This is a genomic window from uncultured Roseivirga sp. (assembly GCF_963973945.1).
Taxonomy (GTDB): domain Bacteria; phylum Bacteroidota; class Bacteroidia; order Cytophagales; family Cyclobacteriaceae; genus Roseivirga.
The window spans coordinates 576,121-589,508 of record NZ_CAXBBV010000001.1 but is presented as its reverse complement, the minus strand read 5'-3'; the positions used below and the strand labels follow the sequence as shown (position 1 = coordinate 589,508).

Sequence of the window (13,388 nt, the reverse complement as noted above, 5' to 3'; positions counted from 1 at the left end):
ATTAACATAGATTTATTTTATGAAGTATACCGCATTTATTATAGTCTTTCTAATGATGAATAGTGCTGTTAATGCACAGCACAAGAAATTCAATTTTGACCAATCTTGGGAAAGAGTATATCATTTAGAGTTACAAGGCCGGCCTAAGTCGGCTGCTCCAATAGTAGACTCTATTTATACGGCAGCTAAAAAGCATAATCAGCCAAATCAAGTCATTCAAGCACTGATCTATCAATCCAAGTTTATTCTGTTGGTTGAGGAAAACGCACAGCGTAAGGTGATTGAAAATTTCAGAAATGAGATTGATCAGAGCAGTGAACCCTTTAGGAATTTACTGCAGAGTATGCTGGCCGGAATGTACTTGGACTATTATGCGCAAAATCAATGGAGAATTAGAGAACGATCAAAAACTGATAATGCCTCTGGTTTCTTAACCTGGGACTCGGAAACGTTCCTTGATAATATTGCGCAGTTGTATGAAAGTTCTTTAGAAATGGGGAAAAGTATAATTTATATCCCTCTTTCAAACTATGAAATGCTACTAGATGAAAGTGAGCTTGGGCGCAAATACAGACCATTGCTGTTTGATTTACTCGCCAACAAGGCCATTGATTATTTTGTTGCATATCAATACCGCAGAAAAAGGAATGCAAACACATTTATTATTAACAACCCTCAATCTTTCTATAATTCAACAGAGTTTTTATCTCTTGCTCTCTCTAACCCCGATCCTTCCTCATTTTTGTTAAAGGCGCTTAGGGTTTATCAGCGTTTAATTGAGTTACATAAAACTGATGAACAACCTTATGCAATCGTTGACTTAGAGCTCAAGAGAAAATTATTGATCAAGCGATCAAATACCTTTCCAGAGAGCGATAAGCTTTATTTTCAATCATTAGAAGAGCTGAAAGAACAGTATGCCAATCATGACGTGTCTACTATGATTGACTATGAATTGGCTAGGTTTCTAAACCAAGAAGGTGATAAATATGATCCAAATATTTTAGGGCAGAACCAATTTAAAAAAGCAGAGGCATTAAGAATTTGTAATGAGGCAATTGATAATTTTCCAAAAAGTTTTGGCGCTAAGCAATGCAAAAACTTGGCTGACGAAATTAAAAAGCCTTCTCTTTCACTCAGGGCCGAATCATATATTCTTCCTCACCAAGCCACTAAGGTATTGTTAAGTTACAAGAACTATGATCGACTTAAGCTTTCAACATACAAAGTAAACTCAAAGGATTCTGAACGCTTTGAACGACTTAGAAACGATTCATCAAGAGTCGCGCTTCTGAATACGCTTGAAAAAGTTGAAGAATGGACTGTTCAGGTTAAAAATGAAAAGGATTATCAAGAACACAGTACTGAGCTTTTGTTTCCTGCACATGATTTTGGCAGTTATTTAGTAGTGGTATCAAATGCGCTTAAGGACAATGAATTGCTTGCTTTTGATATGGTTCAAGTGACTCAATTGGCTATTGTTCAAGTTGAAAACGCTTCCTCAAAGACATATAGGGTAATTGACAGAAATAATGGAAATCATGTTTCTGGAGTGAGTTTTCATGTTTATTCTACTTCGAACAACCAAGATACCCAGATAGATAAAACACTAACCACCAATGAAAGTGGAGAAGTGTCTTTTTCATTTCCTAGCAATCGTTATGGCTCCGTGAATATTGAGTTAATTAATGGGGAGGACAAGCCAGTATTTAACAATATCTATCAGTCAGGATATAATAAAGGGTATACGGAAGAGGAAGGTGACTATGAGGCTAAAATGTTCTTCTTTACCGACAGAGGGATTTATCGCCCAGGCCAAGAAGTTCATTTTAAAGGCATCTTGATTAAACAGACTGCCAATGAATCAAAAGTAGTTTCTGAAGAAAAAATATATGTAACGCTCTTTGACCCGAATGATGAACCTGTGGGTTCACACAGCTTGGTTACCAATGAATTTGGCTCCTTTTCGGGAAGCTTTAAGTTGCCTAAATCGGGTCTTACAGGAGAGTATTCAATTGAGGTGGATGAAGATATGTACGAGTCTCCATTTTTTGAAGACTCAGATGACTTTGATTATCAATATGCCACGTTTTCTGTAGAAGAATACAAGCGCCCAAAATTCGAAGTTACATTTACTCCAACCCTCGATACCCATCAGATTAACGATTCAATATTTGTAGAAGGGAATGCAATAGCTTTTGCAGGCAGCAATGTTTCTAATGCAAAAGTGCGTTATTCAGTAGTTAGGTCAGTTGATTTTGACCGCCTTAATTACTACTCGCTTCCCCGTTATCCACTAAGCACAGCGGTAACTCTGGTAGAAGGAGAAATGGAAACGGATTTAGAAGGTAAGTTCATCATTCCTTTTAAAGCCGTTATAGATTCCAGCATTTCTAAAGTCAACAGACCTGTTTTTGTGTATCGCATTGAAGCCGATGTTATCGACATCAATGGAGAGACGCATAGCGCAGAAACTCAGGTTAAGGTTGCACACCATACCTTAAAAGTATCTGTTTCTGTTCCATCAGTTGTTGATAGAACCTCAAAGAACTTAGGTGTTTTTGTCAATGCGAAATCACTCAATGGAGAGCCTCAGCAAGTGTTGGGTGATTTAAAAGTATATAAATTGGTCGCTCCTGAGCAAGTAAAGCGTAGTGCGCTTTGGGACTCTCCAGATTACGTTGGTTTTACTAAGGAAGAACACGACAAGCTCTTTCCTCATCTTCCCTACCAAAATGAAAGCGAAGTGGCTGAATGGCCAAAAGGACGCACTTTTTTTAGCGATAGTATTCAAACAGATTCAAAGGCTGTCGATTTAGGTCAAACGAACAACTGGCCTACGGGGAAATATCTATTGGAGTTTATTACTCAAGAACCTTCTGGAGAGGAGATTTTAGAAAGCATGACTTTTGAACTGACAGATTTTAATAGCCAAAAAGTATCGGACAATCTGTTATTCACTTTCAATACAGAAAAAGTGAGTTATTCTCCGGGCGAGGTGGTTAAGTTCAGGTATGGCACCGCAGCGAAAGACCTAGTAGCAACCATATGGATCAAGAAAGGAGATGAGGTTGTAGAGAAAATAACTACTCCCCTGAATAATGAATTGAAAACCTTAGAAATTCCTGTGAATGAAAGTGATAGAGGAGGCTTTAGTATTCATTATTTCTATTCAGCATTCAATGATTTCAATAGTGGAACCCTTGACGTGGAGGTAACGGATGACTTGCCAAAGCTTGATTTAGAAGTGGGTACTTTTCGCAATAAACTCGAACCGGGGGTTAATGAACAATGGTCTTTTAAAGTGTTGGGAGAAAATGGTAAAAAAGCTTCCGCTGAATTATTAGCGTCAATGTACGATGCTTCATTAGATCAGTTTCGCACAAATGAATGGTCATTCTCACCTTTTCGCGATTATGCCTTGTATACCCAAAACTCCTTTGACCGCGAAAACAGCTTTAACCTGACTTTTTTCAGAAATCTTAAGTATGAATATTCTCCACCCTCCCCAAGTCTTAGCTATGATGCTTTAAATTATTTTGGGTTCAGTTTTGTCAATCCATCAAATGTCAATCAGAGATATTTGAATGATTTACGTTGGCGAAAAAAACCCAATCCGGTGCTTTCTTCAAAAAAAATAGCGCTTAAAAATGGTTTTGTGGCGGGCAAAATTTTGGATGAAGAAGGCTCTCCCTTAATCAGTGTAAACGTTTTGGTGAAAGGCAAGAATAAAAGCGTTTCTACCAATGCTGAAGGGTACTTTGAATTGGAAGCGAGTAAAGGGGAAACCCTACTGGTTCGGTTTTTAGGCTATAAAACCTATGAGTCTAAAATTGGTGATAACAACTACTTTGAGATTAGCCTACTGCCAGACTTAACAGACTTAGGAGAGGTGATAGTTACAGGTTATGGGGTTGCCCGAAACAAGAAGTCTCTTTCATACTCCATTGCCGAAATTCCCGATGACGAAGAGATTGCTGAGGAAATGATGTTTGAGTTTGAGCCTAACCCTATGAAGTTAACCAGTCTTGCCTCAGGAATTCGAGTAACCCTAAGAGGCACTGGCTCAATTACTCCAGGCAAAGAGCCTCTGTATATTGTCGATGGCGTGATTAAACCTTTTAGTGGGCTGAATCCGGAAGATATTGTGAACATGGAAATACTAAGTGGTACAGCGGCTACTTCCCTTTATGGTGCTCAAGCGGTGAATGGTGTAGTTTTAATCACTACCAAAAGAGGCAAGAAAGAACAAGACGCCCTTTTGGCACAGGTAAAAACAAGACAGAATTTAAATGAAACTGCCTTTTTCTTCCCTACGCTCAGAACAGATGCAGAAGGAAATGTGTCTTTTAACTTTGAAAGCCCTGAGTCTTTGACTCAGTGGAATTTCCAATTGTTGGCACATAATAAAGAACTAGCCTCCGCCATACTTAAAAGAAATGTAGTGACCCAAAAGGAGCTAATGGTGCTGCCCAACCCTCCACGTTTTCTTAGAGAAGGGGATACATTAGTGTTTGCCTCTAAAATTGCCAGCTTAAGCTTAGACTCTTTGAAAGGAACAGCCCAGCTACAGCTTTTCGATGCACTAACAGAAAAACATCTGCAGACCATAATTTTAGGAGTCGAGAACAAGAGCTTCAGCCTTCTTCCTAAGGGAAATACGAATGTGGAATGGAGGCTTTTTATACCTAAAGGGATCTCCGCAATTCGTTATAAGGTGGTAGCCACAACAGGTAGTTTTTCAGATGGAGAAGAGAGCGTGCTTCCAGTCTTAACCAACCGTATTCTGATTCAAGAAAGCACTCCATTATGGGTGAACGCCAAAAGCAAAAATACCTTTACTTTGGATAAGCTAAATAGCAACAGTTCCAAAACTTTGGTGAACCACAACTTAACACTTTCCCTTACAACAAATCCAATATGGGAAGCCATTCAGAGTTTACCTTATTTAATTGAATACCCATATGAATGTTCTGAACAAACGTTTGCAAGGTTTTATGCCAATAGTCTAGGCGCCTATATTATAGAGCAAAACCCAACGATTAAGTCAACATTAAAAAACTGGGCTTCGATCGAGGAGCCGTTGAGCCCACTAGAAAAGAACCCTGACTTAAAAGCAATTTTGATTGAGGAAACGCCATGGTTGAGAGATGCCAAAAATGAAACGCTTCAAAGAAAGAGGTTAGCCCAAATATTTGATTCTGGAATGACTGAAAGCGATATCGATGCTGCCCTGCAAAAGCTAAAAGATATGCAGTTAAGCTCTGGTGGCTTCCCTTGGTTTACAGGAAGTAATAGGGCTAATCTTTACATTACTCAGCATATAATCACAGGGCTTCTGAAACTTCAAAACCTTACTGGAAATTACGATGCATTGGCTACGATCAATAAGGGCATGTCTTATTTAGATTCCGAAATCATAAGCAACCACAAACGAGCATTAAAAGACAAAGTCAATCCTAGAGAAAGGCAGATTAACTTTTTACAAGTGCAGTATCTTTATGCCTATGCTTTACATGTTCGAGAGGAAACGCCTAAGGCATTAAAAGAAGCCGTTGATTTTTATTCAAAACAAGCTTTTGACCACTGGTTGCAGTTGGATCTTCAGTCTCAAGCCATGGTTGCTTTTTACGCCTATAAAATTGGCAATAGTAAAATGGCCAATACGATTCTTACTTCGATTAAGGAGAATAGCACTAGCTCAGAGGAGTTAGGTGTTTATTGGATGAACAATACTTCGGGATGGAGTGCTTGGCAATCGCCTATCGAGACGCAATCTATCTTGATTGATGTCTTCTCTCAAATCACAAAAGATCAGGTTTTTATTGATGGGATGAAGCAATGGCTTTTAAGTCAAAAAAGGGTGAAAAGTTGGAAGTCGACTAAGGCTACAACTGAAGCTATATTCGCTTTACTTTCGGGCGGTCAAGAGCTGTTGGTGCCTTCTCAACCCGTGGAGCTTATGGTGGGCACTGAAACGTTTAACACGAATGGAAATTCAGACCAGCCAGAAACGGCTTACTTCAAAAAAGTATGGAACACCAATGAGATTAAACCTGAGATGGCGAAAGTTACAATTGACAATCCAAACGATAATATTGCATGGGGAGGGCTTCATTGGCAATACTTCGAAGATTTAGATCAGGTGACTTCTGCGGTGGGGCCACTTTCTATAAAAAAGCAGCTCTATAAAGTGGTTCGTTCCGCTTCGGGAGAAAAGCTTGAGTCGGTAAGAGAAGGAACGGATTTAGCCCTTGGAGACCTCATTAGGGTACGTTTGGAAATCACCTCTGATCGAGAAATGGAATATATTCACTTGAAGGACATGAGAGCATCAGGCTTGGAGCCGATAAACGTACTGTCTGAATATAAGTGGCAAGATGGACTTGGCTATTATGAAAGCACAAGAGATGCCGCAACCAACTTTTTTATCGAGAGGTTACCAAAGGGTACTTTTGTTTTTGAGTATGATCTTAGGGTAAACAATAAGGGAGAGTTTTCGAATGGAATTACGAGCATCCAAAACATGTATGCTCCTGAATTCTCAAGCCATTCTGAAGGTATGCGTATAAAGGTTGGTGAAAAATGAGGCCAGTTATTTAGCTTCAATTTCTCCGCCTTCTACCTCAAAAAACTTCACTTCATGGCCAATGGCTTCAAAGATTTTTTGGCTGCGCTCGGGGCGGGCATCGGTAACGAAAATCTGACCGAAGGCATCGGAGGCCACCATTTCCATCAGCTTGGTAATGCGGAAATCATCCAGCTTATCGAAAATATCATCGAGCAGGAGCATGGGCTTTATTTCTGTTTCAGTAAAGATATAATCGAAGTGCGCCAGCTTAAGTGCAATCAAATAAGACTTTTGCTGCCCTTGCGACCCGAACTTTTTGATCAACTCACCTTCCATTTCAAATAGAAACTCATCTTTATGAATCCCCACATTTGTACGCTTCAGAATTAAATCCTTTTTCTGATTTTGCTTAAATAAAGCGGCAATGTCATGCCCAAAGTCCGATTCATATTGTAAATCCACTTGTTCACTTTCTTCTGAAAGCAGCGCATAATGCTTTTGCACCAAAGGACGGAAAGCCTGGGTAAAGCCTTTTCTGACTTCGTAAATGCGTTGGCCAATTTCAATCAGTTGATCGGTGTATTGTTGAAGCAGGGCTGCATCGAAAAAATCACGGTCGGCAAACTGTTTCAGCAGGCTGTTGCGCTGCTTTAGTACGTGGTTATATTGAATCAGGTCGTTCAGGTAGCTTTGGCTAGTTTGGGAAATAATTCCATCAAAAAATCTTCGTCTATCTTCGCTTCCATTTCGGATTACATCCGTGTCGTTGGGAGCAATTAGCACTACGGGAAACTTGCCAATATGCTCGCTTGCTTTCTTATATGGCTTCTCGTCTAGCTTAATTAATTTCTTTTTGCCCAATTGCAAGCCACAAACGAGGGTGTGTGTTCGGTCGCCTAGAATAATTTTTCCTCGTAAAGAAAAATAGTCTTGGCCGTGAAGGGCGCATTGGACGTCTTGAGGATTAAAGGCGCTTTTGGTGATGCAAAGGTAATAAATGGCATCCAATAGGTTGGTTTTGCCGCTTCCGTTCTTACCCACCAAGCAGTTAATTTCCTTCGAAAAGTCGATCTTTAAACTTTCGTAGTTCTTGAAATTGTTAAGGCCGATAGATTCGAGATGCATTAATTTCGAAGTTGAACGTTTTTGTCTTATTTTCGCACTCCGATTTAAACTTGTACAAGCAAAGGAAACGGAGATTTCCTTCAAATATATTGACGAATGGCCGCAACTAAAGCAACATCTAAAGCAAAAGCAAAAAAGGCGACAAAGTTCTCTAAGGAGACTTATATGTTCTGGTTCGAGAACATGTTGTTACAAAGAAGGTTCGAGGAGAAAGCAGGACAGCTTTACGGACAGCAAAAAATCAAAGGTTTTTGCCATTTATACATTGGCCAAGAAGCTTGTTCAAGTGGTTCGGTTACTGCATTAGAAAAAGGAGATAAGTGGATTACTGCTTACAGAGATCACGGTCAGCCATTGGCTTTAGGTACTAGCCCTAATGCAATTATGGCCGAGCTTATGGCCAAAGAAACGGGTGTTTCTAAAGGAAAAGGTGGCTCTATGCACATGTTCGACAAAGAAGTTGGATTTATGGGCGGTCATGGTATTGTAGGTGGGCAGGTGCCTTTAGGCGCAGGTATTGCCTTTGCCGAAAAATATAATAAAACAGGTAAGCTTTGTATCTGTATGATGGGTGATGGTGCTGTGCGTCAAGGTGCATTCCACGAAGCGCTCAACATGGCCATGAACTGGAAATTGCCAGTGATTTTCGTAATCGAAAATAATGGTTACGCCATGGGAACCTCGGTACAAAGAACTTCTAACGTAACCGACCTTCATACTTTAGGTGAATCATATGATATGCCTTCTGCTGCTGTTGATGCCATGAACCCTGAAAACGTTCACATTGCGGTTGAAGAAGCTGCCGATAGAGCAAGAAGAGGTGATGGCCCAACCTTATTGGAGTTCAGAACTTACCGTTATAAAGGGCATTCAATGTCTGACCCTGCGAAATACAGAACCAAAGAAGAGTTAAACGAATACAAAGATAGAGACCCAATTGAGCAAGTAAGAGCTAAGATTTTGGAGAACAAATGGGCTACTGAAGCAGAATTGAAAGAGATCGACAAGAAGATCAAAGCTACTGTGGAAGAGTCAGTTAAGTTTGCAGAAGAGTCTGATTATCCAGATCCGTCTGAGGCTTACAAAGACGTTTATGTACAAGAAGACTATCCGTTCATCACCGAATAGGATTTAATCCCTTGTTGTTCAACATTTTCCTTATATTTGCGACCTAATTTTCAAGAGATGGCAAAGAAGACTTCAGAAGAAGCACACGACACGCATAACGACACCAACTCAGCAGTTGGAAAAATGAAGAGAGAGCTAGGCCCAACAGGTTTTGTTGGGATGATAGTTGGATTGGTAATTATAGTAATTGCCAGTGGTGTTTTCTTTATTAATTATACCAAGACTAGCAAGAACACAACTGCTCAGGCAGACATGTTTCAAGCGCAATATTACTTTGAGCAAGATAGCCTTGATTTGGCCTTGAATGGTGATGGCAGAAACCTTGGTTTCTTGAGTATCATCGATATTTACGGTGGAACAGAAGCTGCAAATCTGTCTAACTATTATGTTGGAGCTATTTATCTAAAAGAGCAAAAATTTCAATTGGCTTTAGATCATTTGAAAGATTTTAGTTCTTCTGAAGAATTGATCCAAGCAAGAGCGTATAAGCTAACAGGCGATGCTTATATGGAATTGGGTAACTTTAGTGATGCAGCGAGCCAATACGAAAAAGCAGCAAGCACTGCTGATGACGATGCTTTTTCTCCTGCTTATTTATTGAAAGCTTCTTTGGCTTACGAAAAACAAGGAGACCTAAAATCGGCTGTTAAGCCTCTAGACAATATTATTAAGAACCACTTTGGAACTGCTGAGTACGCTAGCGCACGAAAGCATAAGGCTCGCCTTGAAGGCCTTGCCGGGAGTTAATTCTTAATTCAAAAAATTAACAATGAAGGTAAGGTCGTAAGGTCTTACCTTTTTTATTTGGCGAGAAGCCAAACAGAACATTCTTTAACATCAAAAACTTTATACCAACATTATGGCATCGAACCTTAAAAATCTAAGCGATTACAGCGATAAAAATATTACCGATATGAGTAAGAAGAAGTTCGCTATTGTAGTTTCAGAATGGAATGAAGAAGTAACTGAATCGCTTTACCAAGGTGCATATGAAACATTGATTTCGCAAGGCGCAAATAAAGAAAACATCATTAAAAAGATGGTACCAGGTAGCTTCGAGCTTTCAATGGGAGCGCAATGGATGGCTCAAAAAGAAGAAATTGACGCGGTAATCTGTTTAGGCTGTGTAATTCAAGGCGAAACGCGTCATTTCGATTTTATCTGCGATGCCGTTGCCCATGGCATAACTAACGTATCATTGAAGTACAATAAGCCTGTAATTTTTGGGGTGCTTACACCAAACACTCAAAAACAAGCCTTAGACAGGGCAGGAGGAAAACACGGCAACAAAGGAGACGAAGCGGCAATTACGGCTGTGAAAATGCTCGGCTTTTAATCATTAATTTTTTCACTATTTATTTTTCTAGATCAATTTATGCAGGTCTTAAAATTCGGAGGAACTTCGGTTGGGAAACCGGAACGAATGCATCAAGTGGCTCAGCTTATTACTAAAGATGAGCACTCAAAAATTGTTGTTTTATCTGCCCTTTCGGGTACTACCAATGCTTTAGTGTCTATTGGAGAGTCGTTGGCAAAAAGCGATAAGGAAGAGGCAAAAAGTAAGATTGAAACACTTAGAGTTCATTATGCCACTTTTATAGAGACTCTGTTTTCAACAAAAGAGAAAGCAGCAGAGGCAAATGATATCATCGATGAGCATTTTGAGTTTCTGTTAATCACCCTTAAAATATCTTTCAACGAAGCATTAAACAGAGATATTCTGGCACAAGGTGAGCTGATGTCTACCAAGCTGTTTACACTTTATTTGGAAGAAATTGGTGTAAACGCAAAGTTACTCCCTGCCCTTGAGTTTATGCGTACCAACGAAGAGGAGGAGCCAGATTTAGACTTGATCTCTGAAAAACTGACGGCTATTCTAGCAAAGGAAAACGATGCCTCAATTTTTATTACCCAAGGTTATATATGTAAAAACCATAAGGGAGAAATTGACAATTTGCAGCGTGGAGGAAGTGACTATACAGCTTCTTTGGTAGGTGCAGCCATTAATGCGACTGAAATTCAGATTTGGACGGACATTGATGGAATGCACAATAACGATCCAAGGGTGGTAGACAAAACCTTCCCAATTGCTGAACTCTCTTTTGATGAGGCTGCTGAGTTAGCTTATTTTGGGGCTAAAATCTTACACCCTGCTTCTATTTGGCCTGCGCAGAAAATGGGAATTACCGTGCGCTTGCTCAATACCATGCAGCCAGAAGCAAAAGGAACTGTGATTAGCACGGCAACGACTTCTGATGATGTGAAGGCCTTGGCCGCCAAAGATGGGATTATCGCTATTAAGATCAAGTCTAGTCGAATGCTTTTGGCCTATGGTTTCTTGAGAAAGGTGTTCGAGATTTTCGAGAAGTATAAAACACCAATTGATATGATTACCACCTCTGAGGTAGCGGTTTCGGTAACCATAGATGACGATACTTATTTGAACAAAATTCTTACGGAACTAGAGAAATTTGGTACCGTGGAGGTAGATAAGAATCAAACCATCATTTGCGTAGTGGGTAATTTTGTAGCCGAAAGAAAAGGAGTAGTCAACAATATTTTTGAGGCTTTAACCAGCATTCCAATTCGAATGATTTCGTATGGAGGTAGCCGTCACAATATCTCCTTACTAACAGATGAGGGCTCTAAGGTAGAAGCGCTTCGAAAGCTGAATACGCACTTGTTCGATCTTTGATCAGTTTCGATTCTATATAAAAAATGCCTCCAAAATTGATTTTGGAGGCATTTTTTATTGAGCATAAGCCAAACAGAAAGTGCTTAGTTAAAATGTTTTTCGAATCTCATTCTATGTTCAATCGCTCAGATATTCAGACCAAACTTATTCCTCAATATACTTTTATGGCAGCCATTTGGCCTCAGTAAAATTCTTAGGCTCAAATGCTTTATTAGAAATGTGTTCAGGAGATTTGATGTTAGAGTACACCTCCAAAAGTCTTAGTTTATTGTCGGTATAAAACTTTACTTCTGTGGCTACCCAGCCACCACCCAGTTTTTCATATTTGTTGAAGTGAACATCCTGATTTCGGCCGTTTCCAAAATTCTGAATCATTCTAACAAAAAGGAGCGTTTCTTTATCTATCCAAAACTGGTTAGAGCTTTCGTCCCCTTCCAATGCGCCTACAACATAAACCTTCTTTCCATTGTAGTCTCGCTGATAAGCCTTTTCAAGATCAAAATTCAATATAGTTAATGCTTTGGCGGTTTTTGCCGCAGGCTGGTCGTAAACCGAAAACCCTAAAATAAGGAGTGGGTGGTACATTAATCTAGAGCCTGTAACTTGGCCATCTGTTAGCTGGTAGATGGAGTCATTTCTGAAGATAATGCCCGTTCCCTGATCCATATGATAAAACTTAATGGCTAGTTTATCAGGCATTTGTATGGCTTCGTACCAAACATTGTCACTTGTTACTTTTCCATTTTCATCATAGCGGGTAGTCTGCTGATCAAAGGTGAGGGTTTTATACCATTTGCCTTGATAACGCTTATTCATTTTTTCCAGCAAACTGAGCCCGTCACCTCCTTGCTTAGTCGGAATGGCAAAAAGTAATACTATAACAGGTAAGATGAGTTTTTTTAAAATCATTATTTTCCTTCAAACAGCTCTATATAGGCTGCATCAATTATTCTAGATTGGTTTCCTTTCCATTCAGGAGCACCCGGAATCTCATTCACTTCAGACAAAGCTTCCTTCGTCTTTCCTCCATCAATTCCCTTTTTTACATACTCAAGAGCCTTCTGCAAATAATTTTGAAAAGCCCTCAAATCTTCACGATTTCCTTGAATATCATAACCCTCGCCAGAGTGGCCATAGATGAAAATCGTATCGCGGTCAAAGGTATTATAAGTTTTTTCAAGAACCGACTGCCAATTGCCCATATTTGCCCCAGCCGATTTATCAACAAAAGGAGGTCTTCGGTTAAAAAGAAGGTCGCCCATATGTACTATGTTGGCGTTTTCAAAATGAACAACAGAATCACCATCCGTATGGCCAGCGCCAAAATAATGCAGTGCCATGGTTTCATCCCCTACCTTTTTACTCCACTTTCCTGATTTATAGGTGGTATCAGGCAAAAGTGTACTCTCAGGGTTTCTAGCTGTTCTTTCTTGATTGGCTTTTGAGTTTTCATGTGCCACAACCTGCTTTGCCAAACCTTTAAATGCAATATTTCCAGAAGTATGGTCGCCATGATGATGCGTGTTGATCAAAAGGTCAATTTGTCTGCCCGTCTTTTTCTTAAGCTCTTCAATCAGATGCGTGGCCGAATCTTGGTACTGAGTATCTACCACCACAATTCCATTATTGGAAGCCATCCAGCCAATCGTTCCTCCCTTTTCGGTAAAAAAGCCAACATTATTTCTCAGAGGGGTCATTTTATAACCGTCTTGAGCAAAGAGCGCATTAAGAAAGGAGAACCCCGTAGTGGCGCCAATACCAGTAATTAAACTTGTCTGTTTTACAAAATTGCGTCTGTTCATAAGGGTAGGATTGGTCTATTGAAATTATAAAAGGATACGATTAAAGGCAGTACCGCCTATATAAAAG

At 39.8% G+C, this 13,388-nt stretch carries 8 protein-coding genes; 5 read left to right on the top strand and 3 right to left on the bottom strand.

Translation table 11 applies throughout. The annotated features are described in order from the left end of the window. The first annotated feature begins 19 nt into the window (after window positions 1-19). Window positions 20-6,589 carry an MG2 domain-containing protein gene (locus tag AAC026_RS02640; RefSeq protein WP_339694842.1) on the top strand — a complete coding sequence of 2,190 codons (6,570 nt, stop codon included), beginning with the start codon at window positions 20-22 and terminating at the stop codon, window positions 6,587-6,589. 6 nt (window positions 6,590-6,595) lie between these two features. Here the strand turns inward: AAC026_RS02640 and AAC026_RS02635 are convergent, their stop codons facing one another. After that, window positions 6,596-7,696: a DNA replication/repair protein RecF gene (locus tag AAC026_RS02635; RefSeq protein ID WP_339694840.1), complete on the bottom strand. Its 1,101-nt coding sequence runs from the start codon at window positions 7,694-7,696 to the stop codon at window positions 6,596-6,598. Between the two features lie 96 nt (window positions 7,697-7,792). Between AAC026_RS02635 and pdhA the strand changes: the two genes are divergently transcribed. The 4 genes from pdhA (at window position 7,793) to AAC026_RS02615 (ending at window position 11,519) form a co-directional block, all read left to right on the top strand. Beyond that, window positions 7,793-8,824, top strand: coding sequence for a pyruvate dehydrogenase (acetyl-transferring) E1 component subunit alpha (pdhA, locus tag AAC026_RS02630; protein WP_339608195.1), 1,032 nt, complete (start codon window positions 7,793-7,795; stop codon window positions 8,822-8,824). A 57-nt stretch (window positions 8,825-8,881) separates the two neighbouring features. Continuing rightward, window positions 8,882-9,571 (top strand): tetratricopeptide repeat protein, encoded by a 690-nt coding sequence (locus tag AAC026_RS02625; RefSeq protein ID WP_339694839.1) that lies wholly within the window; start codon window positions 8,882-8,884, stop codon window positions 9,569-9,571. A gap of 112 nt (window positions 9,572-9,683) precedes the next feature. Beyond that, complete coding sequence (gene ribH, locus AAC026_RS02620) at window positions 9,684-10,160, top strand: 6,7-dimethyl-8-ribityllumazine synthase (protein WP_339608197.1); 477 nt, start codon at window positions 9,684-9,686, stop codon at window positions 10,158-10,160. Window positions 10,161-10,199: 39 nt separating this feature from the next. Continuing rightward, on the top strand, window positions 10,200-11,519 hold the full coding sequence (locus tag AAC026_RS02615) for an aspartate kinase (RefSeq protein ID WP_339608198.1): 1,320 nt from the start codon (window positions 10,200-10,202) through the stop codon (window positions 11,517-11,519). Window positions 11,520-11,681: 162 nt separating this feature from the next. Here the strand turns inward: AAC026_RS02615 and AAC026_RS02610 are convergent, their stop codons facing one another. Then, a complete protein-coding gene (locus AAC026_RS02610) occupies window positions 11,682-12,428 on the bottom strand; it encodes a hypothetical protein (RefSeq protein WP_339694838.1) in 747 nt (248 codons plus the stop codon). After that, on the bottom strand, window positions 12,428-13,321 hold the full coding sequence (locus AAC026_RS02605; RefSeq protein ID WP_339694836.1) for an MBL fold metallo-hydrolase: 894 nt from the start codon (window positions 13,319-13,321) through the stop codon (window positions 12,428-12,430). Before AAC026_RS02605 ends, AAC026_RS02610 begins: the two co-directional genes overlap by 1 nt. Window positions 13,322-13,388 lie beyond the last annotated feature (67 nt).

Bases quoted from the DNA above. Each gene is read 5' to 3' on its own strand.
- AAC026_RS02610 (WP_339694838.1), bottom strand. From the start codon at position 12,428: ATGATTTTAAAAAAACTCATCTTACCTGTTATAGTATTACTTTTTGCC.
- AAC026_RS02625 (WP_339694839.1), top strand. From the start codon at position 8,882: ATGGCAAAGAAGACTTCAGAAGAAGCACACGACACGCATAACGACACC.
- AAC026_RS02605 (WP_339694836.1), bottom strand. From the start codon at position 13,321: ATGAACAGACGCAATTTTGTAAAACAGACAAGTTTAATTACTGGTATT.
- pdhA (WP_339608195.1), top strand. From the start codon at position 7,793: ATGGCCGCAACTAAAGCAACATCTAAAGCAAAAGCAAAAAAGGCGACA.
- AAC026_RS02635 (WP_339694840.1), bottom strand. From the start codon at position 7,696: ATGCATCTCGAATCTATCGGCCTTAACAATTTCAAGAACTACGAAAGT.
- ribH (WP_339608197.1), top strand. From the start codon at position 9,684: ATGGCATCGAACCTTAAAAATCTAAGCGATTACAGCGATAAAAATATT.
- AAC026_RS02640 (WP_339694842.1), top strand. From the start codon at position 20: ATGAAGTATACCGCATTTATTATAGTCTTTCTAATGATGAATAGTGCT.
- AAC026_RS02615 (WP_339608198.1), top strand. From the start codon at position 10,200: ATGCAGGTCTTAAAATTCGGAGGAACTTCGGTTGGGAAACCGGAACGA.